Below are 22,758 nucleotides of genomic sequence, written 5' to 3' on the forward strand. Positions count from 1 at the left end.
ACGGCTCGTGAAGCTCGATTCGATGTACCAGGACGTCATCCTGGACCACTACAAGCACCCGCACGGGCGCGGTCTTCGGGACGGCGACGCCGAGGTGCACCACGTCAACCCGACGTGCGGCGACGAGATCACGCTCCGCGTGAAGTACGACGGCTCGCGCATCGAGGACGTGTCGTACGAGGGCCAGGGCTGCTCGATCAGCCAGGCCTCGGCGTCCGTCCTCAACGAGCTGCTCGTCGGCAAGGAGCTGGCCGAGGCGCAGAAGATCCAGGGCACCTTCCTGGAGCTGATGCAGTCCAAGGGCCAGATCGAGCCCGACGACGCGATGGAGGAGATCCTGGAGGACGCGGTCGCGTTCGCCGGAGTCTCCAAGTACCCGGCCCGTGTGAAGTGCGCGCTGCTCAGCTGGATGGCGTGGAAGGACGCGACGGCCCAGGCGCTGGGCGACGCGGAGAGGAAGTCGGCATGACCGAGAACGCCGAGGCCACGATGAAGCCGGCCTCCGAGGAAGAAGTCCGTGAGGCGCTGTACGACGTCGTCGACCCCGAGCTGGGCATCGACGTCGTCAACCTGGGCCTGATCTACGGCATCCACATCGACGACTCGAACGTCGCGACGCTGGACATGACCCTGACGTCGGCGGCCTGCCCGCTGACCGATGTGATCGAGGACCAGGCGAAGTCCGCGACGGACGGCATCGTCAACGAGCTGAAGATCAACTGGGTCTGGATGCCCCCGTGGGGCCCGGACAAGATCACGGACGACGGTCGCGAGCAGCTGCGCGCGCTCGGCTTCAACGTCTGACCCGTCCGCGGGTGAACGGCCGTGCCCTTCGGGGCACGGCCGTTTCGCGTGCTCAGAGGAGTCCGGCGGCCCGGGCGAGCTCCGGGGCGAGGTTCTCCTTGCGGATGCGCTGGTCGACGTAGAGGAGGCCGGTGACGAGCGGCGGGAACAGGGAGACGATCGCCTGGCTGACGAGCTGGCCCACGGCGAGGAAGACGAAGAGGACGGCGAAGGCGGCGATGAGGGCGCCGGGGTCGTCGCCGGAGAAGTCGAGGGCCGCCATGGGGACCGAGAGCAGCAGGGAGAGCAGCTGCTGGATCACCCAGCTCGCCACGGACGCCATCAGGCCGACGAGGAGCAGTGTGCCGAAGATGCGCCACCAGGAGCCGCGGACCAGGAACGAGGAGCGGCGCATCGAGGCGATGGCGCCCTGACCCTCCATCACCGCCGCCGCCGGGGCCAGGCTGAACTTCACCCAGATCCAGAGCGCGAGCGGGGTGATGAGCAGGGCCGCGACGACGGCGACCACGGGGATGATCCACAGCCCGTTCTCGGGGTTGTCCGAGGAGTCGGCGGCGGTCGCGAGGAGCGCGGCGAACGTGCCGACGAAGGCCACCACGACGAGTGCGACCGGGATCGCCACGGCCAGGCTCGTCAGCAGTACCGTGCCCAGGACGGACGGCATCCGGGCCCAGGAGCGGCGCCAGAGCGTGCCGAAGGCGAGGGGCCTGCCGAGGACGGCCTCCTGGAGCACGGCCGGGACGGCCGCCGCCACGACGCCGTTGGCGCAGACCATCACGAGCATCGCGACGAGCCAGACGCAGACGAAGGCGACGATCAGCGGGCGGACGTCGTCCCAGTGCGGGTCCTGGCCCGACGGCACGTCGAACACGGCCGAGAAGAGGTCGCCGACGGCGGCGTACGCGATGCCGAGCGCCGCCCCGACGACCAGCAGCGCCGCGCCGTAGACGGCCCCGGTCACGCCGAGCAGCTGCTTCCAGTGCCGGCCGAAGGTGGCGAAGGCTCCGGACAGGATGGTCCCGAGGGAAAGCGGCGCCAGGGGTATCACGCCGGGCTTCGGCGGCGGGGGCGGCGGCGGGTAACCGTAGCCGTAGGGCGGACCTGGGGGATACGTCATGCGGGACACCGTATCGGTCCCGTGCGCACGCCCGTGCGAATAAATGCGTACGGGCGTACGCAGCGGTGTGTACGGTCGTCCACATGGGATACGGACTGCTGGCGGGCGCCATCGTGGCGGAGATCCTCGCCACCACCTCGATGAAGTACAGCGACGGCTTCACCAAGCTCTGGCCCTCGCTGGTCACCGGCGCGGGCTACGTGATCGCCTTCGCGCTCCTGGCGCAGGCGCTCAAGACGCTCCAGGTCGGCACCGCGTACGCCATCTGGTCCGGCGTCGGCACCGCCGCCGTCGCCGCCATAGGCTTCCTCTTCCTCGGCGAGAGCCTCACCCCGGCCAAGATCGCCGGACTCGTCCTCATCATCGCCGGGGTCGCCGTCCTCAACCTCGGCGGGGCGCACTGATGGCCCGCGCGCGGCGGTACGATCCCGAGCGGCGCGAGCGGATCGTGGACGCGGCCCTCCGGGTCGCCGGACGGTCCGGCATCGCCGGTCTGAGCCACCGCACCGTGGCCGCCGAGGCCGACGTGCCGCTCGGCTCCACCACGTACCACTTCGGCTCCCTCGACGAACTCCTCGTCGCCGCGCTGCGCAAGGCCAACGAGGGCTTCGGGCGGCTGCTGCGGGAGAGCCCCGGCATCACCGCGCCGGACGGGGACCTCGCCGCCGCCCTCGCCCGGCTCCTCGGCGAGTGGCTGGGCGGCGAACGCGCGCGCGTGGAGCTGGAGTACGAGCTCTACCTCGCCGCCCTCCGCCGGCCCGCGCTGCGCCCGGTCGCCGCCGAGTGGGCCGAGGACGTCGCCGCGGCCCTGGCCCCGCGCACCGACCCGGTCACCGCCCGCGCCGTCGTCGCGCTCATGGACGGCATCGGCCTCCAGGTGCTGCTCACCGACCGCGCGTACGACGAGGCCTTCGCGCGCGAGATGCTGGCGCGGGTCCTGAACGAAGACCCGAAAGGCGTCGCGGGGGGTTCGTCGGAACCCCCCACGCGCTCGACCGACACCTGAGACCGGTTGGCCCGGGCGGGGGCCCGACGGTTAGGTTTTCCGTCATGACCACTGCTCCTCGTACCACCGGCGCCGTCGCCGCCGGCCTCGCCACCATCTCCGGCGACGGCACCGTTCTCGACACCTGGTTCCCCGCTCCCGAGCTGACCGACGCGCCCGGCCCCGCCGGCACCGGGCGGCTCACCCCCGACGAGGCCGTCAACGCCCTCGGCGAGGGCGCCGCCAAGGCCCTCGGCGTGGACGCCCGCCGCGGCGTCGAGGTGGTCGCCGTCCGCACCGTGATCGCCTCGCTCGACGACAAGCCGCTCGACGCCCACGACGCGTACCTGCGTCTGCACCTGCTCAGCCACCGGCTGGTCAAGCCGCACGGCCAGAGCCTGGACGGCGTCTTCGGCCTGCTCGCCAACGTCGCCTGGACCTCGCTCGGCCCGGTCGCCGTCGACGACATCGAGAAGGTGCGCCTCAACGCCCGCGCCGAGGGCCTGCACCTCCAGGTGACCTCGATCGACAAGTTCCCGCGCATGACCGACTACGTCGTGCCCGCCGGCGTCCGCATCGCCGACGCCGACCGCGTCCGCCTCGGCGCCCACCTCGCCGCCGGCACCACCGTCATGCACGAGGGCTTCGTCAACTTCAACGCCGGCACCCTCGGCACCTCCATGGTCGAGGGCCGGATCTCCGCCGGTGTCGTCGTCGGCAACGGCTCCGACATCGGGGGCGGCGCCTCCACCATGGGCACCCTCTCGGGCGGCGGCAACGTCGTCATCTCGATCGGCGAGCGCTGCCTGATCGGCGCCGAGGCGGGCGTCGGCATCGCGCTGGGCGACGAGTGCGTCGTCGAGGCCGGCCTGTACGTCACCGCCGGCACCCGGGTCAGCATGCCCGACGGCCAGGTCGTGAAGGCCCGCGAGCTCTCCGGCGCCTCGAACATCCTCTTCCGCCGCAACTCGGTCACCGGCGCCGTCGAGGCCCGCCCGAACAACGCGGTCTGGGGCGGCCTGAACGACATCCTCCACAGCCACAACTGACGCAGGTGACTCTGCGTCGACGGAGGTCGTTAGGCATGACGCAGAGTCACTGCACGCAGACAAGGCGAGGAGTCGACATGAGGACGAAGCCCACGGTCGTCGGGGTGCTCACGATGGCGGCGGTCCTGCTGCCGGCCGGTACGGCCCTGGCGGACGAGACGCACACGCACCACGGGCCCACCGTGACGAACGGGCCCAGCCTCTCGCTCCACACCGGGCAGATCGACGACCCGCTGGAGGACGTCCTGGAGCACGCCGCGATCCTCGGCAGGACCTACACCACCGACTCCGCCTGAACCAGCGCCTCGTACGCCGCCCGCAGCCCGTCGACCGCCTCCCGGTCGGCGGGCTGCAGCGGTTCCCGCACCGGGCCGCCGAGCAGCGCCTTGGCGGTGACCGTGCCCGGCAGGCCCGCGTTCATCATCAGCTCGGTGAGCGGCAGGAGCCGGGCGTTGAGCCGGGCCGCCCCCGCGGTGTCGCCCGCGTCGAAGGCGTCCAGGACCGCCCGCAGCTGACGCGGCACCACGTTCGCCACCGTGCTGACGTAGCCCGCGCCGCCGACCGCGTACAGCGGCAGGTTGAGCTCCTCGGAGCCCGAGTAGTACGCGAGCCCGCCCTCCGCGATGACCCGGGCCGAGCCGAGCAGGTCGTACGCGCAGTCCTTCACCGCCACGATCCGCGGGTGCGCGGCGAGCCGCAGCATCGTCGCGGGCTCGACGCGGGTGCCGGTGCGGCCGGGGATGTCGTAGACCATCACCGGCAGGCCGGTCGCGTCCGCCACCTTCAGGAAGTGCGCCTCGACCGCCGCCTGGGGCGGGCGGCTGTAGTACGGGGTGACGACGAGCAGCCCGTCCGCCCCGGCCCGTTCGGCCTGCCGGGCCAGTTCGGCGGTGTGCCGCGTGTCGGAGGTGCCGACGCCCGCGACGAGCGACGGGCCGGGACCGACCGCCGCCCGGACGGCCCGCACCAGCGCGGCCTTCTCGGCGTCGCTCGTGGTCGGCGACTCGCCGGTGGTCCCGCTGAGGACCAGCCCGTCGCAGCCCTCCGCCACGAGCCGCACGGCCAGCTCGCCCGCGGCGTCGAGGTCGAGCGCGCCGGAGGGGGCGAACGGGGTGATCATCGCGCAGAGGGCGCGGCCGAAAGGACGTGCAGGAGTCATGCGACCAGTCTGGGCACACCCGACCGTGTAGGTCCACTTAGACCTTCTTGGTTCGAGGAGTAAGCACTGCTGAAGGACGGTGGGGCGGGTCATCGGTGTCGGCGAGGTGCTCCTGGTGGACGGCGGCGGACGCCTCCTCGGCCGGCGGGGGCTCAGAGCGCCCGCTTGAATCCGTCGTGGCTCGGGGCGAAGCCCAGGGAGGCGTAGAAGCGGTGGGCGTCCGCCCGCCGCTTGTCGCTGGTCAGCTGGACGAGCGCGCAGCCGCGCTCCCTCGCGCGCGCCACGGCCCGCTCCATCAGCTCCCGGCCGAGACCGCCGCCGCGCCGGTCGGCCCTGATCCGGACCGCCTCGATCAGGGCCCGTTCGGCGCCGCCCTTGCCGAGACCCGGGATGTACGTGGCCTGGAGGCAGCCCAGGACGAGGCCGTCGTCCGTCAGGACCAGCATCTCGTTGCGCGGATCGGCCTCGATGTCGGCGAAGGCCCGCTCGTACGCCTCGGTCACGGTGATCGACGCGGGGTCCACGACCGCCTCCTCGTCGGCGAGGAGGGCGAGGACGGCGGGGAGTTCGGCGCGGGTGGCGGGGCGAAGGATCACGGGGTCGAGTCTCGCACGGAGGACTCCCTTGACCTCAAGCATGGTTGAGGGAGGAGGGTCGGACCATCCGCACCGAGCAGGAGGAGACCCCCCCATGAACGCCGTCGCACGCCCCGATGCCCGTCCCGACCTCCACCGCCCCGGAGTCGGCGCCGTCCTCGTCAGCACCTGGCGGGTCGGCACCCCCGAGCGCCAGCGCGCGGCCGTCGAGGCCATCAGGACCGCCTGGGAGAGCCGAGGGTGGCCGGACCTCGGCCTGCTGTCGTACAGCGTCGCCGTCGGGACCGACGGGGACACGCTGCTGCACTACTCGCAGTGGACCGAGCAGCAGGCCTACGACGACTTCGTCCGCACCTACCGAGACGACCGGAACGCCGAGATCGACGCCGCCGTGCCCGGCATCGAGCGGGTGGAGCTCCGCCGCTACGGGCCGATCCATCGTTCCGCCGTCCGCGGCGGGACGGGCACGGGGGAGCTGCCCGGGGTCGTCGTGATCGTCGAGGCCGACTTCGACGGGCCCGCGGAGGGGCGCAGGGAGGACTGGGTGGACAGCGTGTTCACCGCCCTGGACGAGGACGCGGCGGCGGGGCGGGTGTCCGGCGGGATCGGCGGCCGGTTCCATCTGTCGGTCGACGGCGGCCGGGTCCTGAACTACGCCGAGTGGGAGAGCGAGGAGGCCCATGAGGAGTGGCTCGCGGACGACGGCCGGCAGAGCGGGGCCTGGAAGCGGGTGCACGCGTACCCGGGGCTCGTGGGCGCCCGGGTGCGGCGGTACACGCCCGCGCTCAGCCTGAGCGCGGGCGTGTGACCGGTCGGGCCGTCAGGGACGGAAGCGCAGGACCTGCGGGTCGTGGTCGCTGTCCTGGTCGGCGAACTCGGCGTTGATGTGCACGCTGTCGTACTCGAAGTGGTGCACGCCCGGGCTCGTCAGGATCTGGTCGAGGACCTGGCTGTTGCCCTGGTAGACGTACGAGTAGCGCTCGCTGAGGGGCAGCGACTTCACGGCCGGGTACAGCGCGCCGCCGTCGGTCAGCGCCTGCGTCGTCCCGGAGAACTCGAAGTCGTTGATGTCGCCGACGACGAGGACGTCCGCCTGCTTCTCGACCGCGACGATGTCCTTCACGAAGGCGTTGACGGCCTGCGCCTGGAGGAGTCGCTTCGCCTCGGAGGAGCGGTTCGGCGGCTGGTGGTGCGAGACGATGGACTCGTCGCCGCCCTTCGAACCGAAGTGGTTGGCGATCACGAAGACCGTACGGCCGCGGAAGACGAACTCGCCCGCGAGCGGCTTGCGGCTGGCGTCCCAGGCGGCGTTCGCCGGGTCGATGCGGCCGGGGGAGAGGGTCAGCGCGGCGCGGCCCTTGGTGCCCGTCACGGCGGTGGCGGTGGTCGCGTCGCCGCCCGCGCGGTCCGTGAAGGAGACCCGCTCGGGGTTGAAGAGGAAGACCTGACGGATGTTGCCGCCGGGCTCGCCGCCGTCCTTGCCGTTCTCCGGGTCGATCGAGCGCCACTCGTACGCCGGGCCGCCGGCGGCCACGATCGCGTCGGTGAACTTCTTCACCGTCACGTCGGCGGCGACCGTGCCGTCGTTCTTGGCGCCGTTGTTGTCCTGGATCTCCTCCAGGGCGACGATGTCGGGCGAGGCCAGGTTGTCGACGACCGCCTTCGCGAGCGCGTCGAACTTCTTCTGCGGGTCGGTCGGGTCGAGGTTCTCGACGTTGTACGTCGCCACGGCCAGCTCGTTCTTGTGCTGCTTGTCCGTGCTCTCGCGCTCCAGGCCCTCGTCGACGACCGTGCCCAGGGTGCGGGCCGTCAGCGTGTAGCCGCCGAACTGGTTGAAGTCGAGCGGGCCCTCGGTGGTGCCGGTCAGCCGGTCGCCGACGTTCGCCTTGGGGAACGGCTGCTGGGCGAGCGGGGTCAGCGACTGGATCTGGAGCCGGCCGGTGTTCTGCGACTCGTACGAGCCGTAGACCGTGCCGCCGCGGCGGTTGTCGTTCTCCCAGGGCTTCACCGTCACCCAGAGCTCCGCGTACGGGTCGGTGGCGCCGACCACCCGCGAGGAGCCGATCCGGACGTTGGTGCCCTCCAGGGACTCGTAGTAGTCCAGGGCGTACGTCTCGGGGTCCAGCGTCAGGCCGTTGATCGAGCCGCCCGCGGCCGGGTCGCCCTCGGGCGCGTACTCGTCGGGGACCGACCAGGGCGAGATCGTGACGGGGGCCGGGACGGCGTTGCCCTTCGAGACGACCGTGACGACCGGCTTGGAGATCTGGGTCAGCGACTGGTTCCCGGAGTTCAGACCGCCGGGGACGTACTCCGTGACCGTGCCGTTCACGCTGACCGCGTCGCCGACGGCGACGGTCGGGACGGAACTGGTGAAGACGAAGACGCCCTCACTGGTCGCCGGGTCCGCGTCGGCCTCGGGGTCCTGGATCCAGAAGCCGCGCGAGCCGTACGTGCGGACGCCGGTGACGATGCCCGTGACGCCCGCGACCTGCTTGCCGACGAGAGGCGAGACGCGCGTCGTGCCCTGGATGTCGTGGATGCGGACGCCGGCGGCGGCGTCCTCGGCGGCGGCGCTCGACGAGCTCGCGAGCAGACCGGCGGCGAGGGCGGCGGCGACGACGGCGGAGACCGCGGCGGATCTCGGTATGGAGGAAGACATCAGAGGACTCCGAGGGTGCTTGGACGATCGGCAGAAAGATCTACGCGCGTCAATCTCTTGCGAGAGCGGTGGACTTGTCAAGAGTCGACGGGTGTACGAAGGCTGACGGATCCGTGAACCGGCGGACGGCGCCCCGGATGCGTCTACGCTGAGGACCGCTCTTTGAGCCCTTTCGCCTTCACCCACGCACGCGTCGAGGAGACCCCCCAGATGTCAGCGGAGCACCCCACCCTTCCCCCCGTTCGGCTCCGTGCGGACGCGGAGCTGGCGCGGGACGCCCTGGCCGCCCCCCTCCTCGTCCAGGCCGTGCGGCTCGCCCGCTGGGCCGGGCCCGACACCCGGGTCGACGCCGGCGGCGAACTCGTCGACGAGCAGCTCCCCGAGGCCGTCGAGCTCCTGGGCCTCACCGGCGAGGAGGACGCCGGGATCCTGGCCGGCGACGCCTGGCGGCTCGCGGTCGACACCGGTCTCGTCGACGTCGAGGACGGCGAGGAGGACGCGGAGGGGGCGACCGCCGGGCGCGCCGCCGCCGGCGAGAACCTGGCGCTCGTCACCGGCGGTTCGCCGCAGGACGTCCTCGCGCTCTGGCTGGACGGCTTCGACGCGGTCTTCGCCGACGCCGTCGCCCCCGTCCTCGACGACCTCGACGCGGTCGTCGGCGACGACGGCGAGATCGACTTCGAGGCGCTGGACTGGGACCCCGAGGTGGAGGCCGACTTCCTGGAGGGCGTCCTCGGCAACCTCTACCTGCTGACCGTCAGCGAGGGCGGCGCCGGCGAGGGCCCGGTGCCGCTGCCCGCGCTCGCCGCGTCCATGGTCGTCCCCGACGACATGGGCGAACCGACCGACGACGTCCTGGAGCAGGTCTCCGACGCGATGATGCGGCTCGACGAGCAGTTCCGGCTCCTGGAGCCGATCGGGCTCGTCGAGTACCAGCCCGTCGACGAGGCCCTGATGGCCGAGGAGGGCGAGGAGCCCGCCCCGCCGGTCGACGACGAGGACGTCTCCCGGTACGGCATGGTGCGGCTCACCCCGCTCGGCCTCTACGGCGTCCGGGCCCGCATGCTGGAGGCCGGCGTGGACGCGCCCGCCGTCGGCGACCTCGCCGAGAAGGGAGCCGACGCGCTCCTCGACGGCATCGCCGGCTACCCGGAGGGCGCCGCCCGCGAGGAGACCGCCGCCTGGCTGGCCGGCCGCGACGCGCTCACCGCCGCCCGCGAGCTGCTCGCCGCCGCCCGGGGCGCGGACGCCGGCTCGCCGCTCCGCCGCCTGCACTGCCAGCAGACGCTCTCCCTGGTGGGCGCCGAGGCGGAGCCCGCGGTGCGGGAGGTGCTCGACGATCCGGAACTCGGCGGCCTCGCCCGGGTCTGGCTGGCCGAGCGGGGCGCGGCGGACGTGCCCGCGCCCTCCGAGACGATGATCTTCTGGCTGGCCATCGACACGATCGCGGCCCAACTCGGCGCGGACGGCGACCTGGAGGAGCTCCAGGAGCTGATCGAGGGGCTGACCGGACGCCACAGCGGCTTCTTCGAGACCGCCTGGCGGGTCGAGCACCCGGCGACCGCGGAGGTCCTGGAGGCGATGGGGCGCCTGCACCCGGACAAGGCCGCCGCCAAGGACGCCCGCAAGGCCGCCTTCAAGGCCCGCTCCCGGTCGGGCTCCTGACACGGTGCCGGGTGCGCGGCGGCGCGGCCGTCGCGCACCCGGTGGCACCCGCCGCGTGAGACCGGCGGACGGTGGTCCCGTGGTGTGAGGCGCGGGGCCGGTGTTCCCGTGGCGTTCAGCCGCCGTTCGCGGGGGCGCGCAAGGGTGGCCCGCGAGATCAGGCCACCACAGGGAGACGCCACGCCATGCCCCTCAACCGCAGAGAGTTCACCAAGCAGTCCGCCGCCGCCGGCGCGGGCCTCGCCCTCACCGGTGTCGTCGGGGCTCTCGCCACCGCGCCCGAGGCGCTCGCGTCCGACGAGCCGGAGGCGTACGGTGCCGGCCACGGCCACGGCCACGGTCACGGTCACGCGCTCGGGTACGGGCCGCTCGAAGCCGACCCCGAGGGCATGCTCGCCCTGCCCGCCGGGTTCTCCTACCGCGTCGTCACCCACAGCGGCGTGACCCGCCTGGAGAGCGGTGAGTTCACCCCGTCCAACCACGACGGCACGGCCGCCTTCGCCGGCCCGCGCGGCAGCACGTACCTGGTCAACAACCACGAGCTCAAGGGCCCCCGCGCCAAGTGGGCCCACCCCGTGCCGCTCGTCGAGGGCCTCGTCTACGACCCGGCCGCCGCCGGTGGCTGCACGGTCGTCGAGGTGCACCGCGACGGCACCGTCGCCGAGTGGGTCGGCGTGGCCGGCACCTCCACCAACTGCGCGGGCGGCCGCACCGCCTGGGGCACCTGGCTGACCGGCGAGGAGAACTCCGACCGCGCCGGCGTCAACGGCATGACCAAGGACCACGGCTACATCTTCGAGGTCGACCCGCGCGACCGCCGCGCCAACCTCGACCCCAAGCCGGTCAAGGCCTTCGGCCGCTACGACCACGAGGCCGTCGTCGTCGACCCCAAGCGCGGCCACGCCTACCTCACCGAGGACGCCTCCAACCCCAACGGACTGCTGTTCCGCTGGACGCCGCCGGCGGGCTTCGAGCACGGCCGCGGGAAGCTCCGCACCCTCGCCGACGACGCCGGTGTGCTCCAGGCCTTCAAGTGCACCGACTCCGCGGGCCGGTTCGTGGACGACCTCTCCCGGGCCACCCGGATCGGCACCGTCTACGGCGTGGACTGGGTCGACGTCCCCGACCGCGACGGCCGCACCACCGCCGTCCGCAAGCAGTTCGCGGACGGCCAGGTCACCCGCGCCCGCAAGCTGGAGGGCATGTGGTGGGCGGACGGCGGCACCTACGTCGTCTCCTCCTACGCGCGCGAGGAGAGCCCGGGCGCCGCGCACGACGGCCAGGTCTGGTTCTACGACCCCAAGCGCCGCACCCTCACCCTCAAGGTGCTGCTCGGGGTGAACGCGGCCCCCGGTGAGGACGGCGCGTTCGACGGCCCCGACAACATCACCGTCTCGCCGTACGGCGGGCTCGTCATCGCCGAGGACGGCGAGGGGGTCCAGCACCTCTTCGGCGCCACGGACTCCGGCCGGACGTACCCGATCGCCCGGAACGACTTCAACGACAGCGAGTTCACCGGTGTGACCTTCTCGCCCGACGGTGACACGCTGTTCGCCAACATCCAGGACCCGGGCATCATGGTGGCGATCACCGGTCCCTGGCGCCGCCAGCCCCGCGGCTGAACGCCCCCGGGCCGAAACTGATCCCTGGTCGGTGCCATGGGTTGACATCTAACATGTCAACCCATGGACGCACTGAGGCCCGTGGGCCGGACCCTGCTGCGTGACCGGGCGTACGAGGCGCTGCGCGAGGCCATCGTGCGCGGCGAACTCGCACCCGGCGCCCCGCTCAAGGACGCCGATCTCGCCGAGCGGCTCGGGCTCTCGCGCGCACCCGTGCGCGAGGCCCTGGCCCGGCTCGGCGACGAGGGACTCGTCGAGTCCAAGCCGCAGAGCTACACCCGCGTCACCCGGCCGGTCAGCCGGGTCGTCCGGGACGCCGCCTCGGTGGTCCGGGTGATGCACGAACTCGCCGCCAGGACCGGCGTGCCCCTCCTCGGCCCCGAGGGCATCCGGGCGATGCGCGAGGCCAACGAGCGCTTCGCCGCCGCCGTCCGCGTCTCCGACGTGGAGGCCGCCCTCAGCGCCGACGACGAGCTGCACGAGGTCCTCGTCGTCGCCAGCGGCAACCACGCCGCGGCCGCCACCATCGCGCGGTACACCCCGCTCATCCGCCGCGTCGAGCGGAGGCTCTTCGGCGACGCCGGGAGCTGCGGCTCGGCCGAACTGCACGCCCGGCTCATCGAGGCGTGCGCGGCCGGCGACGCGGAGGAGGCGGTCCGGGTCACCACGGAGATCTGGGCGGCCCTCGAACAGCTCGCCGACGACGCCATCGAGGTCGCCGAGGTCACCGGCATCCCCGCGCCGCCCACCGAGGGCCCGACGCCTGCCGAGAGCTCCGCGTCCGGTCGGGTCGAGTGCCCGGCGCCTGCCGAGAGCTCCGCGTCCGGTCGCGTCGAGGGCGCCGAGCCCGCCGGGATCCCCGCGCCGCCCGTACCGTCCGGACGTCCGTAGCGCGTCCCGGACCGCCGATCCGTCGCCGTCACCCACCGGGAGCCGCTTTGCCGATCACCGATTTCGACCGCTATCCGCTCCTCTTCGGGCCGTCGCCGGTCCATCCCCTGGAGCGGCTCACGCATCACCTCGGGGGCGCCACGCTGTGGGCCAAGCGGGAGGACTGCAACTCGGGGGTGGCGTACGGCGGGAACAAGACGCGCAAGCTGGAGTACCTGGTCGCCGACGCGCTCGCGCAGGGCTGCGACACCCTCGTCTCCATCGGCGGTGTCCAGTCCAACCACACCCGCCAGGTCGCGGCCGTCGCGGCGCGGGCCGGCCTGAAGTGCGTCCTCGTCCAGGAGAGCTGGGTCGACTGGCCCGACGCGGTCTACGACAAGGTCGGCAACATCCTCATCAGCCGCCTCGCCGGCGCCGACGTGCGCCTGGTGAAGGCCGGTTTCGGCATCGGCTTCAAGGAGAGCTGGGAGCAGGCGCTGCGGGAGGTCGAGGAGGGCGGCGGGAAGCCGTACGCGATCCCGGCCGGCGCCTCCGACCACCCGCTCGGCGGCCTCGGCTTCGCGAACTGGGCGTACGAGGTGGCCGAGCAGGAGCGCGCGCTCGGCGTCCTCTTCGACACGGTCGTCGTCTGCTCGGTGACCGGCTCCACCCAGGCCGGCATGGTCGCGGGCTTCGCCGCGCTCGCCGAGGAGGGCGGCCCGGCCCGCCGGATCATCGGCGTCGACGCCTCCGCGAAGCCCGGACCGACCCATGAGCAGATCACCCGGATCGCCCGGAACACCGCCGCCCTCATCGGCGTCGAGCGCGAGGTGACGGCGGCCGACGTCGAGCTGGACGAGCGCTACCACGGCGGGGTGTACGGCATCCCGGACGAGGCCACCCTCGACGCGATGCGGCTCGCCGCCCGCACCGAGGGCATGGTCACGGACCCCGTCTACGAGGGGAAGTCGATGGCGGGGCTGGTCGACCTGGTGGACCGGGGAGAGATCGGCCGGGACTCGACCGTGCTCTACGCCCACCTGGGAGGCCAGCCCGCCCTCAACGCCTACAGCGCCCTGTTCTAGGGGTCCCCGGCCGGTCGCTCAGAGTGCCTGGGCGGCCGGCTTCACCATGCCGCGGACGGTGCGGGACTTCACGAACTCGCCCATCGCCGTCATCTCCCACTCGCCGGAGAACTGCTTGATCAGCTTGGCCATCATCACGCCGGTCTGCGGCTCGGCGGTCGTGAGGTCGAAGCGGACCAGCTCCTCGCCGGTCGCCGCGTCGATCAGCCGGCAGTAGGCCTTGGCGACCTCGGTGAACTTCTGGCCGGAGAAGGAGTTGACCGTGAAGACCAGGCCGGTGGCGTCGGCCGGCAGCCGGCCCAGGTCGACGACGATGACCTCGTCGTCGCCCGCGCCCTCGCCGGTGAGGTTGTCGCCGGAGTGCTTCACCGAGCCGCCCAGGATGGACAGCTTGCCGAAGTAGCAGCTGTCCAGGTGGTTGCGCTGCGGGCCGTACGCGATGACGGAGGCGTCCAGGTCGATGTCCTTGCCCCGGTAGGCGGGCTCCCAGCCGAGGCCCATCTTGACCTGGGACAGCAGCGGGCGGCCGCCCTTGACCAGGGACACCGTCTGGTTCTTCTGGAGGCTGACCCGGCCCTTGTCGAGGTTGATCTTGCCGGTGGAGACGGGGGCGGCCGGGGCGGCGGGGGGAGCGGGCGGCGCCGGCGGGGCGGCGAGCCGCGGGTCCACCGGGGCGGCGGCCGGCGCGGGCGGGGCCGGCGGCGCGACGGCGGCCGGTGCCGGGGCGGCGGCCGGCTCGTCGTCCACCGAGACGCCGAAGTCGGTCGCGATGCCGGCCAGGCCGTTCGCGTATCCCTGGCCCACGGCGCGGGCCTTCCAGGCGCCGTTGCGCAGGTAGATCTCGACGACCACCAGGGCCGTCTCGGTGGCCAGGCGCGGCGGCGTGAAGGTGGCGAGGACGCTGCCGTCGTCCGCGTTGCGCAGGGTCGCCGTGGGCTCGATGCCCTGGAAGGTCTGGCCGGCGGCGTCGGGGCTCGCCGTGACGACGATCCGCTCGATGCCGGCCGGGAGGGCGCCGGTGTCCACCAGGATGGCGTCGGGCGCGGTCCCGCCGCCGGAGCGGTAGGTGACGCCGGGCCCGGCCGGCTGGTTGTAGAAGATGAAGTCGTCGTCCGAGCGGACCTTGCCGTCGGCGCCGAGCAGCAGGCCCGAGACGTCGAGCCGCACCGGGGCGGCGACGTCCACCGCCACGCGCGCGGCGGTGAGAGGGATGTTCGAGCCGGGGGTCATAGCGGTCATGCCAGGGCTAACGATCCGAGCCCCTTTGCCGTTCCCTTACCCGCGCCGGGTTCGGCCACCCTGGTTACGCGGATGGTTCCTGGCCTGCCGTTCGTTGCCGAAGCGGTACGAGCCCGTCCAGCGGGCCATGACCAGCTGGGCGTCGCCGGCCTCCACCTCCGCGAGGAACTTCTCGGCCCGCCCGCCGCGCAGCACGCCCGCGGCGCGCCCCTGGTGGGTGAGGACGACGGTGCCGTCGCGGCGTTGCTCGTACGCGAATCCCTGAGGTCGTGGCATGCCGCGCATCCTGCCGTTCCCGGTCAGATCCGTCATATGAATATTCTTTCGGTCCATGGGTGCAGTGCGGTCCGCGGGTGCGGTGGGTGGGAGTTCGTTCCGTACGGGGGACGTGGACGAGGCGCGCGTGGAGCTCGACGCCCGCTACTACGCGAACCGGATGGACGTGCTCGACGGGGAGCGGCGGCCCTTCGCGGCCCGCTTCGACACCGTCGTGCTCGGGCCGCTGGTCATCGGCGACCTGAGCTGCGGCGCCGACGTGCGGATGAGCTTCGGCGAGCTCGGCGCCTACCACCTGAACGCGCCGCTGAGCGGGACGATGGAGATGCGCCAGGGCGGCGGCCCCACGATCGTCGCGACGCAGGCCGAGGCGCTGCTGCTCGATCCGGCGGGGGACACCTTCCTCGACCGCTGGAGCGGCGACTGCCGGACCCTGTCGGTGAAGGTGGGGGCGGCCGCGCTGCGCGACCGGCTGGGGGAGCTGACCGGCCGTCCGCCGGGCGGCCCGCTGGCCTTCGCGCCCCGGCTGGACATCACGCGCGGCCCCGGTCTGAGCTGGGTGCGCTTCGCCCGGCAGGTCGCCGCGGAGACGCTCGCCGGGGACGGGCTCGCCCGGCACGAACTGGTGGCCCGACCCTTGCAGGAGGCCCTGCTGAACGGGCTGCTCCTGGCCGCCGACCATCCCTGGCGTGAGGCCCTCGCCCACCCCGCGGAGCCGCGCCGCCCTGCGCCGGTGAAGCGGGCGATGGACGCGGTGCGGGAGCGCCCCGAGCACCCGTTCACCAGCACCGAGCTCGCGGCGCTGTCCCGGGTGAGCGTGCGACGCCTCCAGGAGTCCTTCCGGGAGTACGTGGGGATGTCGCCGATGGCGTACGTGCGGGAGGTGCGCCTCGACCGGGTGCGGGAGGAGCTGCGGGCCGCGGGCCCGGACGAGGTGAGCGTGAGCGAGGTGGCCTGGCGCTGGGGCTTCGCCCACCAGGGCCGGTTCGCGGCGCGCTACCGCGAGAAGTTCGGGGAGTCGCCGTCCCGGACGCTCCGGGCGGCCCGCTGACCGGGTTCCGGGCCGGGGCCGGGTCGGGTCCGGGGGCGGGGCAGCGTCCCGCCCGCTCACCGGGTCCAGGCCGGGGCCGGGTCGGCGGGCCGCCGCTCACCGAGTCCAGGCCGGGGCCGGATCGGCGGGTCGCCGCTGACCGGGGTCCGGGCCGAGGTCGGGCCGGGGCCGGGTCGGGTCCGGAGTCGGGGTTTCAAGCCAGAGTTCGGGTCGGCACGCCGGGCGCGTGCGGGCGGGCTCGGGGGCGTGTCGTGCGCCGGGCGTGCGCCGGGTGCTCGCCTCCGTGCGTCGACTCGTCGCGCATTCCGGACAGGCGTCGCGTTCCGCGGCTCGCGATGATCTTCGCCCGGGCCTACGGTGAGGAGGTCCGGTCTGCCAGCGCGCGCCGTGACCCGGGCCCCGGCCGGCTCCCCCGTATCAGTCCGGCCGGGTCCTGCGTATCACCGCACCCCCGTCCCCCCGGTCGGTGCCCCGTGGGCCCGCCCCCGGTCGCTCAGTGCGGCCAGCGGGGCGGGTCCACGCAGAAGTGGCCGCCCAGGTAGAGGTCGTCGGCGCTGCCCTCCGGCGGGACGCCCTTGTCGGCGACGAGCTTCTCCGCGTACGCCTCCGAGTCGTCCCGCGGATCGAAGCCGAGCGCGCGGGCCGTGCCGAGGTCCCACCACGCGCGCGTGTTGGCGGAGGAGCCGTACACGACCGTGTGGGCCACGTCCGGGGCGGTGAGCGCGGCGTGCAGGAGGCGGGCGCAGTCGGCGGGGCTGAGCCACATCGAGAGCATCCGCACGGAGGTGGGCTCGGGGAAGCAGGAGCCGATGCGGACGGAGACGGTCTCGACGCCGTGCAGGTCCCAGTAGAGCTGGGCCAGGTCCTCGCCGAAGCACTTGGAGAGGCCGTAGAAGGTGTCGGGGCGGTGCGGGGTGTCGACCGGGACGAGGGGTTCGCCCTCGCGCGGGCGCCGGGTGAAGCCGACGGCGTGGTTGCTGGAGGCGAAGACCACGCGCCGGACGCCCTCCTCGCGGGCGGCCTCGTAGAGGTGGTGGGTGCCGGCGATGTTGGCGGCCATGATCCTGTCGAAGTCGGCCTCCAGGGAGATGCCCGCGAGGTGCACGATCGCGTCGACGTCCCGGACCGCCTCGCGCAGCGCCGCGCGGTCCGCGAGGTCGGCGACGATCGCGTCCGGTTCCCCGGGCACCGGGACGGCGTCCAGGAGGCGGAGGTCGTAGCCGTACGGGGGCAGCAGCTCCCGCATCAGCGTGCCGACGCCCCCGGCGGCGCCGGTGAGCAGGACGGTGCGGGGTGCGGCCATGGAGCGGGTCTCCTCCGTCGAGTGCCATGCGGCTGAGTGTCGTTCACAACCATGGACACGCTAGGGAGCGGTCCGACGGAGCGTCAAGGGTCGGTGGTGCGGCGGGCTTTCTCCTTGACCCGTGTTCCGGGCTGATCTAGCGTGCGTCACGGCATCGTTCAAGAATATGGATGACAGTCAGAACTGTGCACAGCGTGTCTGTGTGCGACGGACTTCCCTGGGAGCCCCCGTGACCCCTGCCCCGCTCGCCGGCCGGCTCGACGGCCTGCTCTTCTTCCCCGTCACCGCCTTCGCGCCGGACGGCTCCGTCGACCTCGACGCCTTCCGCGCCCACGTCCGCGCCGGCGTCGACGCGGGCGCCGCGGCCGTGTTCGCCTGCTGCGGCACCGGCGAGTTCCACGCCCTCGCCCCCGAGGAGTTCCGGGACTGCGTCGCCGCCGCCGTCGAGGAGGCGGCCGGCCGCGTCCCCGTCGTCGCCGGCACCGGATACGGCACCGCGCTCGCGATCCGGTACGCGCGCCTCGCCGAGGAGGCGGGCGCGGACGGGCTCCTCGCCATGCCCCCGTACCTCGTCGTCGCCGACCAGGCCGGACTCCTCCGCCACTACACCGAACTCGCCGCCGCCACCTCGCTCGACGTCATCGTCTACCAGCGGGACAACGCCATCCTCACCCCCGCCACCGCCGTCGCCCTCGCCCGCACCGACGGCGTCATCGGCCTCAAGGACGGCCACGGCGACCTCGGCCTCATGCAGCGGATCGTCAGCGCCGTCCGCGCCGAGGGCCTCGACCTGCTGTACTTCAACGGCCTGCCGACCGCCGAACTCACCGGCGCCGCCTACCGCGCCATCGGCGTCACCCTCTACTCCTCCGCCGTCTTCTGCTTCGCCCCCGACCTCGCCCTCGCCTTCCACCGCGCCCTCGCCGCCGGCGACGACGCCACCGTCGACCTGCTCGTCGACGGCTTCTACCGGCCGCTCGTCGAACTCCGCGACCAGGGAAGGGGATACGCCGTCTCGCTCGTCAAGGCGGCGGTGCGGATGGGAGGCCTGGACGTCGGCGCGGTACGGCCGCCGCTGAGCGAGCCCGCACCCGGACACCTCCGCGAACTCGCCCTGCTCGTCGAGCGCGGCCGGGCCCTCCTCAAGGAGGCCGGCGCGTGAGGGCGGGCGCCTTCGCCTACCCGTGGGACGTCGACGGCGACCCCGCCGCGCCCGGACTCCTCGCCGGCCTCGGCCTCGCCCAGGTCACCCTCGCCGCCGCCTACCACTCCACCCGGGCGCTGAGCCCCCGGCACCCCGCCCACCGGATCGTCACCGCCGAGCACGCCGCCGTGCTCTACCCGCCGGACCCCGACCGCTGGGCCGGCCGCGCGCTGCGCCCGTACCCGGCGGGGGAGTGGGCGCCCGGCGACGCCTACGGGCGGGCCGCCGACGCCCTCGCCGGCACCGGCCTCGACGTGCACAGCTGGGTCGTCCTCGCGCACAACTCCCGCCTCGGCGCCGAGCATCCGGAGACCTCCGTCGTCAACGCCTACGCCGACCGGTACCCCTGGGCCCCCTGCGTCGCCCGCCCGGACGTGCGCGCGCTGCTCGTCGACCTGGCGGCCGAGGCCGCCGTCCGGCCCGGCGCGGCCGGCACCGAGCTGGAGTCCTGCGGCTGGTACGGCCTCGCGCACCTGCACGCCCACGACAAGACCGGCGGGATCGCCCTCGGCGAGCGGGAGCAGTACCTGATGTCGCTCTGCTTCTGCCCCGCCTGCCGGCAGGGATACGGGGACCGTGGCGCCGACCCCGACGAGCTGGCCGCCGCCGTGCGCGCGGCCCTGGCGCCCGTCTGGGCGGGCTCGGGACCGGCGGGCGGCCTCGGCGCCCTGGAGGCCCCGGCCCGGTCCCACCGCGCCGGGACGGCCCGCGCCTTCCAGGAGGCCGCCGTGGCCGCCGTACGGGCCGCGGCCCCGCCCGGCTTCCGGATCCTGCTGCACGCCGACCCCGACCCGTACCGCTGCGGCGCCGACGCCGGCACCGACCCGGCGCACGTCCTGGGGCTCGCGGACGGCGTCGTCGCCCGCCCGCCGAAGGTCGCCGCCTTCGCCGCCCACGCCCGCCCGGAGACCGTCGTCGCCGCCAACCTCTCCGTCGTCGGCGGCATGGGCGGCGCCCCCGCGCACCTCGCCCGGGACGCCGGCTCGGCCCGTGACGCGGGCGCGACCGAACTGCGGCTCTACCACGCCGGGCTGGCCTCGGACGAGGACCTGGACGCGGTGCGCACGGCGCTGCGGAAGCTCGGCTAGGCCGTTTCCTTCGGATCAGGACCGGGGGCCGTGGCGGCGGCTCCCCGGTTTGCCCGGTCGGCCGGGTCGGCCGCGTCCGCCGTCCGCCGCTCCGCGCGCCGGCGTCGCCACGCGAGCGCGAAGCCGACCGCCGCGACCAGGGCGGGGGCGGCGGACTGCGCGGTGAGGGAGGCCAGCCACTCGGGAGTGAGCAGCGACGTCGTGCCGCTGGTGTAGCGGCAGGTGGCCTGGGGCGGGAAGAAGGAGTACGCCACCGTCGTGGGCGCGTTCTCGCCCCAGTCGCCGCCCGTGGAGCAGGCCGACGAAGGGCCGGCGAGCAGCTTCCAGCCGGCCAGCGCGTACAGCATCGCGAACATGGAGCCGGTCACGAAGAGGGCCGTTCCCGTCCGGTTCAGCTTCTCGGCCCGGGACATCGGCCGCACCCAGGGGGCGCCGACGCGCGGTTCGAACCACTCCGCGAGCAGCGCCGCGAACAGGCAGACGACCAGGACCGCCAGGGCGAGCCAGAGCAGCGGGCCGAGGACGCTCCAGTCGTCGAGCGAGGAGACCTCCCCGCGCGCGAACTCGCAGACCGTGGCCGGGGGAAAGGCCTCGTTCCGCGTCCGCAGCAGCGGACCGGGACCCGCGACCATCCCCTGCATGCACCGCTCGTCGTACTCCAGCATGCCGAACGCGGCCACGCCCGAGCCGATCACCACCACGCCGAACGAGATCCCCGCCGCGGCCCACAGGCCGCCCGTCCGGTAGCCGCCGTGCGCACGTGTGTCCGACATCCGGCCAGGCTAGTGGGTGTCCTCGTCCGGCAGGGCGGCCAGCAGGCGTTCCGTCGAGGCGCGGGTGTCCGCGACGTGGGCGCGCGCCAGCGTCTCGGCGCCGTCCTCGTCGCGGTCGCGGACCGCCGCGTAGAGCCGCTCGTGGGCCCCGCACATCGGTTCGCCGTCGGACTGGGCGGAGGTGAGCCGGAAGAGGCGGCGCAGGCGGGAGTCGAGCGGGGCCATCAGGTCGGCCAGGAGCGGGTTGCCGGAGAGTTCGACGATCCGCCGGTGGAAGTCGGCGTTGAGGGAGACCGCCTCGCGCAGGCGCCCGGACTCGGCCGCCGTCCTGGCACGGGCCAGGAGGCCCTCCAGGTCGCGGAGTTGCGCGGGAGTGGCGTGCCGGGCGGCGAGGCGGGCGGCCAGGCCCTCCAGGTTCTCCCGGACGTCGAAGAGGTGGGCGGCGTCGCGCGGGCCGAAGTCCGCGACCACCGAGCCCCGGCGCGGCCGCACCGAGAGGAAGCCCTCCGATTCGAGCCGCTGCATCGCCTCGCGCACCGGCACCCGGGAGACCCGCAGCTCCTCGGCGATCTCCCGCTCCACCAGCCGGGTGCCCGCCGGGTACTCCGCCTCGATGATCCGCTCGCGCAGCTCCACGTACACGCGCTCGCGCAGGGACGGGTGGCCGTCCCCGATGGCGGAGCTGCCGGCGGCGGGGCGGGGCGTGGTCATGGGGACGGCTCCAGTCGGGAGGTGCGGGGCGGTGGTCCTCCGATCTTCGCAGACCCCGTCGGCCCCGTCGGCGGAGCAGCTCGCCGCCGTCCGGACCGGCGCCTTCCCCTCGTCGCCCTGCGCATCCGGCGCAGGGACCCGGTGCGGTACGCCTCGCTGACGACGGTGGACGCGGAGCGCGACCGAGGGCGTACGGGGGTGTGTACGGGGGCGGGGTTCGGCCCCGCCCCCGTACGTCACACCAGGCGGCCGTCCCGGGCCACCACCCGGCCCGCGCGGACCACGAGGTCGCGGGCGGGCAGGTCCACCACGGCCTGGGGGAGGCACTCGCCGTCGAGGAGCATGAAGTCGGCGGGGGAGCCCGGTCGCAGGTCGGCCGCCGGGAGGCCGAGCAGCTCGGCGCCCCCGTCGGCGGCGAGCCGGAAGCAGGCCTCCAGCTCCTCGTCGAGCCGCAGGTCGAGGGCCCAGGCGGCGAGCCAGGCGCGGTGCAGCATGTCCGCGTTGCCGAACGGGCTCCAGCTGTCCCGCACCCCGTCCGAGCCGAGTCCGACCCGCACCCCGCGCTCGGCCAGCCGGCGGAAGGGCAGGATCGTGGTCACCGAGAGGGCGACCGTGGTGAGCGCGATCCCGGCGTCCGCGAGCAGGTCGGCCGTCTCGTCGAGCTCCCGGCCGTCCAGGCCCGCGACGGCGAAGGCGTGCGCCACGCTCACCCGGCCCCGGAGCCCGAGGGCCCGGGTGCGGGCGGCGATGTCCCGCAGCGGGGCGAGGCCCTGTTCGCCCCGGTCGTGGAGGTGGATGTCGAGCCCGAGCCCGTGCCGCTCGGCGAGGGCGAAGACCGTGCCCAGCTGGTCGCCGTCGTGGTCGCCGGCCGCGTCGAAGCCGGCCGGGTCGATGCCGCCGATGTGGGTGATCAGCCCGCTCGCCGCCGCCTCCGCGAGGAGCCCGGCCACCTCCGGGGTACGGACCACGCCGTGCTGCGGGAAGGCGACCAGCTCCACGTCGAGGACCCCGGCGAGCTTCCCGGCGGCCTCGGCGACGCCCTCGATCCCGGCGAGCCCGTACGCCGGGGCCACGTCCGCGTGGGCGCGCATCGCCCGGGTGCCCCGCGTCACCGCGTGGGACATCAGCCGCAGCGCCCGTTCGCCCACCGGGGTCGGCAGGGCGCGGGCGAGCTCCACGTCCCCGGCGACGTACTCGGCGATGCCGCGCGCGGGGCGCCTGCTGTGCCAGGGCTCGCCCCAGGAGGTCTTGTCGGGGTGGATGTGCGCGTCGACCAGGGTCGGCAGGGCCAGCCGCCCGCCGCCGTCGATCCGCTCCACGACGGCGCCGTCCGGGACCTCCGCGGCCAGCAGTCCGTCCACCGCGATCAGGTCGCGGGCCGGGCCGCCGTAGGGCCGGACGTCGTGGAACAGGGTCGCGGTGCGGGGCGGCGGCGGGGTCACGGGGTCTCCTCGGATGCGGACGGGGTACGGGAACGATGCGAAGATCTGGTATACCACGGA

23 protein-coding genes and 1 pseudogene are annotated in these 22,758 nt (G+C 74.0%); 14 read left to right on the forward strand and 10 right to left on the reverse strand.

What is annotated here, in order from left to right; translation table 11 throughout:
- Nucleotides 1-7: 7 nt before the first annotated feature.
- Together sufU and ACFCY7_RS02315 are read left to right on the forward strand one after the other, a co-directional pair.
- Complete coding sequence (gene sufU, locus ACFCY7_RS02310) at nt 8-469, forward strand: Fe-S cluster assembly sulfur transfer protein SufU (protein WP_017238621.1); 462 nt, start codon at nt 8-10, stop codon at nt 467-469.
- The gene (locus ACFCY7_RS02315) at nt 466-804 is read left to right on the forward strand and encodes a metal-sulfur cluster assembly factor (protein ID WP_017238620.1); all 339 of its coding nucleotides are present in this window, start codon (nt 466-468) and stop codon (nt 802-804) included. The genes sufU and ACFCY7_RS02315 overlap by 4 nt, the downstream gene beginning before the upstream one ends.
- A gap of 52 nt (nt 805-856) precedes the next feature.
- Here ACFCY7_RS02315 and ACFCY7_RS02320 read toward each other — a convergent pair whose 3' ends face one another.
- Nucleotides 857-1,921 carry an oxidoreductase gene (locus ACFCY7_RS02320; protein ID WP_376480562.1) on the reverse strand — a complete coding sequence of 355 codons (1,065 nt, stop codon included), beginning with the start codon at nt 1,919-1,921 and terminating at the stop codon, nt 857-859.
- Between the two features lie 83 nt (nt 1,922-2,004).
- On the opposite strand from ACFCY7_RS02320, the gene ACFCY7_RS02325 reads away from it, so the two are divergent.
- From ACFCY7_RS02325 to ACFCY7_RS02340, 4 genes are all read left to right on the forward strand, one after another.
- Nucleotides 2,005-2,325 (forward strand): DMT family transporter, encoded by a 321-nt coding sequence (locus ACFCY7_RS02325; protein ID WP_376480563.1) that lies wholly within the window; start codon nt 2,005-2,007, stop codon nt 2,323-2,325.
- Entirely contained in the window at nt 2,325-2,927 is a 603-nt protein-coding gene (locus ACFCY7_RS02330; RefSeq protein ID WP_376480564.1) for a TetR/AcrR family transcriptional regulator, read from the forward strand. Before ACFCY7_RS02325 ends, ACFCY7_RS02330 begins: the two co-directional genes overlap by 1 nt.
- Nucleotides 2,928-2,971: 44 nt before the next feature.
- Nucleotides 2,972-3,955: a 2,3,4,5-tetrahydropyridine-2,6-dicarboxylate N-succinyltransferase gene (gene dapD / locus ACFCY7_RS02335; protein WP_376480565.1), complete on the forward strand. Its 984-nt coding sequence runs from the start codon at nt 2,972-2,974 to the stop codon at nt 3,953-3,955.
- 77 nt (nt 3,956-4,032) lie between these two features.
- Nucleotides 4,033-4,251 (forward strand): hypothetical protein, encoded by a 219-nt coding sequence (locus ACFCY7_RS02340; RefSeq protein ID WP_376480566.1) that lies wholly within the window; start codon nt 4,033-4,035, stop codon nt 4,249-4,251.
- On the opposite strand, the gene dapA is transcribed toward ACFCY7_RS02340, so the two are convergent.
- Both dapA and ACFCY7_RS02350 read right to left on the reverse strand, forming a co-directional pair.
- A complete protein-coding gene (gene dapA, locus ACFCY7_RS02345) occupies nt 4,230-5,114 on the reverse strand; it encodes a 4-hydroxy-tetrahydrodipicolinate synthase (protein ID WP_376480567.1) in 885 nt (294 codons plus the stop codon). The genes ACFCY7_RS02340 and dapA overlap by 22 nt on opposite strands.
- Before the next feature lie 152 nt (nt 5,115-5,266).
- A complete protein-coding gene (locus ACFCY7_RS02350; RefSeq protein ID WP_376480568.1) occupies nt 5,267-5,752 on the reverse strand; it encodes a GNAT family N-acetyltransferase in 486 nt (161 codons plus the stop codon).
- A 52-nt stretch (nt 5,753-5,804) separates the two neighbouring features.
- Between ACFCY7_RS02350 and ACFCY7_RS02355 the strand changes: the two genes are divergently transcribed.
- A complete protein-coding gene (locus ACFCY7_RS02355) occupies nt 5,805-6,518 on the forward strand; it encodes an antibiotic biosynthesis monooxygenase (RefSeq protein WP_376480569.1) in 714 nt (237 codons plus the stop codon).
- 12 nt (nt 6,519-6,530) lie between these two features.
- Here ACFCY7_RS02355 and ACFCY7_RS02360 read toward each other — a convergent pair whose 3' ends face one another.
- Nucleotides 6,531-8,369, reverse strand: coding sequence for an endonuclease/exonuclease/phosphatase family protein (locus ACFCY7_RS02360; protein WP_376480570.1), 1,839 nt, complete (start codon nt 8,367-8,369; stop codon nt 6,531-6,533).
- Between the two features lie 210 nt (nt 8,370-8,579).
- Between ACFCY7_RS02360 and ACFCY7_RS02365 the strand changes: the two genes are divergently transcribed.
- The 4 genes and pseudogenes from ACFCY7_RS02365 (at nt 8,580) to ACFCY7_RS02380 (ending at nt 13,611) form a co-directional block, all read left to right on the forward strand.
- On the forward strand, nt 8,580-10,034 hold the full coding sequence (locus tag ACFCY7_RS02365; protein ID WP_376480571.1) for a hypothetical protein: 1,455 nt from the start codon (nt 8,580-8,582) through the stop codon (nt 10,032-10,034).
- 185 nt (nt 10,035-10,219) lie between these two features.
- The gene (locus tag ACFCY7_RS02370; protein ID WP_376480572.1) at nt 10,220-11,656 is read left to right on the forward strand and encodes an alkaline phosphatase PhoX; all 1,437 of its coding nucleotides are present in this window, start codon (nt 10,220-10,222) and stop codon (nt 11,654-11,656) included.
- 63 nt (nt 11,657-11,719) lie between these two features.
- A pseudogene (locus ACFCY7_RS02375) lies at nt 11,720-12,358 on the forward strand (GntR family transcriptional regulator); the annotation flags it as partial.
- 236 nt (nt 12,359-12,594) lie between these two features.
- Nucleotides 12,595-13,611: a 1-aminocyclopropane-1-carboxylate deaminase gene (locus ACFCY7_RS02380; protein ID WP_376480573.1), complete on the forward strand. Its 1,017-nt coding sequence runs from the start codon at nt 12,595-12,597 to the stop codon at nt 13,609-13,611.
- Between the two features lie 18 nt (nt 13,612-13,629).
- On the opposite strand, the gene ACFCY7_RS02385 is transcribed toward ACFCY7_RS02380, so the two are convergent.
- Entirely contained in the window at nt 13,630-14,850 is a 1,221-nt protein-coding gene (locus tag ACFCY7_RS02385; protein WP_376480574.1) for a TerD family protein, read from the reverse strand.
- 36 nt (nt 14,851-14,886) lie between these two features.
- On the reverse strand, nt 14,887-15,126 hold the full coding sequence (locus tag ACFCY7_RS02390) for a hypothetical protein (protein ID WP_376480575.1): 240 nt from the start codon (nt 15,124-15,126) through the stop codon (nt 14,887-14,889).
- A gap of 55 nt (nt 15,127-15,181) precedes the next feature.
- On the opposite strand from ACFCY7_RS02390, the gene ACFCY7_RS02395 reads away from it, so the two are divergent.
- A complete protein-coding gene (locus tag ACFCY7_RS02395; protein ID WP_376480576.1) occupies nt 15,182-16,177 on the forward strand; it encodes an AraC family transcriptional regulator in 996 nt (331 codons plus the stop codon).
- Nucleotides 16,178-16,670: 493 nt separating this feature from the next.
- Here ACFCY7_RS02395 and ACFCY7_RS02400 read toward each other — a convergent pair whose 3' ends face one another.
- Nucleotides 16,671-17,480 (reverse strand): NAD-dependent epimerase/dehydratase family protein, encoded by an 810-nt coding sequence (locus ACFCY7_RS02400; RefSeq protein ID WP_376480577.1) that lies wholly within the window; start codon nt 17,478-17,480, stop codon nt 16,671-16,673.
- A 229-nt stretch (nt 17,481-17,709) separates the two neighbouring features.
- On the opposite strand from ACFCY7_RS02400, the gene ACFCY7_RS02405 reads away from it, so the two are divergent.
- Together ACFCY7_RS02405 and ACFCY7_RS02410 are read left to right on the forward strand one after the other, a co-directional pair.
- The gene (locus ACFCY7_RS02405; protein ID WP_376480578.1) at nt 17,710-18,642 is read left to right on the forward strand and encodes a 5-dehydro-4-deoxyglucarate dehydratase; all 933 of its coding nucleotides are present in this window, start codon (nt 17,710-17,712) and stop codon (nt 18,640-18,642) included.
- A complete protein-coding gene (locus ACFCY7_RS02410) occupies nt 18,639-19,772 on the forward strand; it encodes a hypothetical protein (protein WP_376480579.1) in 1,134 nt (377 codons plus the stop codon). Before ACFCY7_RS02405 ends, ACFCY7_RS02410 begins: the two co-directional genes overlap by 4 nt.
- Here ACFCY7_RS02410 and ACFCY7_RS02415 read toward each other — a convergent pair.
- The 3 genes from ACFCY7_RS02415 to ACFCY7_RS02425 all read right to left on the reverse strand — a co-directional run bounded on the left by ACFCY7_RS02415 (nt 19,769) and on the right by ACFCY7_RS02425 (nt 22,713).
- Entirely contained in the window at nt 19,769-20,545 is a 777-nt protein-coding gene (locus ACFCY7_RS02415; RefSeq protein WP_376480580.1) for a hypothetical protein, read from the reverse strand. The genes ACFCY7_RS02410 and ACFCY7_RS02415 overlap by 4 nt on opposite strands.
- Before the next feature lie 9 nt (nt 20,546-20,554).
- Nucleotides 20,555-21,256, reverse strand: a complete 702-nt coding sequence (locus ACFCY7_RS02420) for a GntR family transcriptional regulator (RefSeq protein WP_376480581.1) — start codon at nt 21,254-21,256, stop codon at nt 20,555-20,557.
- Between the two features lie 236 nt (nt 21,257-21,492).
- Nucleotides 21,493-22,713: an amidohydrolase gene (locus tag ACFCY7_RS02425; protein ID WP_376480605.1), complete on the reverse strand. Its 1,221-nt coding sequence runs from the start codon at nt 22,711-22,713 to the stop codon at nt 21,493-21,495.
- Between the last annotated feature and the right edge of the window lie 45 nt (nt 22,714-22,758).

This window comes from Streptomyces sp. NPDC056361 (assembly GCF_042262805.1).
Lineage (GTDB): Bacteria > Actinomycetota > Actinomycetes > Streptomycetales > Streptomycetaceae > Streptomyces.

Excerpts from the sequence above, each read along its gene's own strand:
- ACFCY7_RS02315 (WP_017238620.1), top strand. The coding sequence starts at position 466 with ATGACCGAGAACGCCGAGGCCACGATGAAGCCGGCCTCCGAGGAAGAA.
- ACFCY7_RS02320 (WP_376480562.1), bottom strand. The coding sequence starts at position 1,921 with ATGACGTATCCCCCAGGTCCGCCCTACGGCTACGGTTACCCGCCGCCG.
- ACFCY7_RS02325 (WP_376480563.1), top strand. The coding sequence starts at position 2,005 with ATGGGATACGGACTGCTGGCGGGCGCCATCGTGGCGGAGATCCTCGCC.
- ACFCY7_RS02330 (WP_376480564.1), top strand. The coding sequence starts at position 2,325 with ATGGCCCGCGCGCGGCGGTACGATCCCGAGCGGCGCGAGCGGATCGTG.
- dapD (WP_376480565.1), top strand. The coding sequence starts at position 2,972 with ATGACCACTGCTCCTCGTACCACCGGCGCCGTCGCCGCCGGCCTCGCC.
- ACFCY7_RS02340 (WP_376480566.1), top strand. The coding sequence starts at position 4,033 with ATGAGGACGAAGCCCACGGTCGTCGGGGTGCTCACGATGGCGGCGGTC.
- dapA (WP_376480567.1), bottom strand. The coding sequence starts at position 5,114 with ATGACTCCTGCACGTCCTTTCGGCCGCGCCCTCTGCGCGATGATCACC.
- ACFCY7_RS02350 (WP_376480568.1), bottom strand. The coding sequence starts at position 5,752 with ATGCTTGAGGTCAAGGGAGTCCTCCGTGCGAGACTCGACCCCGTGATC.
- ACFCY7_RS02355 (WP_376480569.1), top strand. The coding sequence starts at position 5,805 with ATGAACGCCGTCGCACGCCCCGATGCCCGTCCCGACCTCCACCGCCCC.
- ACFCY7_RS02360 (WP_376480570.1), bottom strand. The coding sequence starts at position 8,369 with ATGTCTTCCTCCATACCGAGATCCGCCGCGGTCTCCGCCGTCGTCGCC.
- ACFCY7_RS02365 (WP_376480571.1), top strand. The coding sequence starts at position 8,580 with ATGTCAGCGGAGCACCCCACCCTTCCCCCCGTTCGGCTCCGTGCGGAC.
- ACFCY7_RS02370 (WP_376480572.1), top strand. The coding sequence starts at position 10,220 with ATGCCCCTCAACCGCAGAGAGTTCACCAAGCAGTCCGCCGCCGCCGGC.
- ACFCY7_RS02385 (WP_376480574.1), bottom strand. The coding sequence starts at position 14,850 with ATGACCGCTATGACCCCCGGCTCGAACATCCCTCTCACCGCCGCGCGC.
- ACFCY7_RS02390 (WP_376480575.1), bottom strand. The coding sequence starts at position 15,126 with ATGCCACGACCTCAGGGATTCGCGTACGAGCAACGCCGCGACGGCACC.
- ACFCY7_RS02395 (WP_376480576.1), top strand. The coding sequence starts at position 15,182 with ATGGGTGCAGTGCGGTCCGCGGGTGCGGTGGGTGGGAGTTCGTTCCGT.
- ACFCY7_RS02400 (WP_376480577.1), bottom strand. The coding sequence starts at position 17,480 with ATGGCCGCACCCCGCACCGTCCTGCTCACCGGCGCCGCCGGGGGCGTC.
- ACFCY7_RS02415 (WP_376480580.1), bottom strand. The coding sequence starts at position 20,545 with ATGTCGGACACACGTGCGCACGGCGGCTACCGGACGGGCGGCCTGTGG.
- ACFCY7_RS02420 (WP_376480581.1), bottom strand. The coding sequence starts at position 21,256 with ATGACCACGCCCCGCCCCGCCGCCGGCAGCTCCGCCATCGGGGACGGC.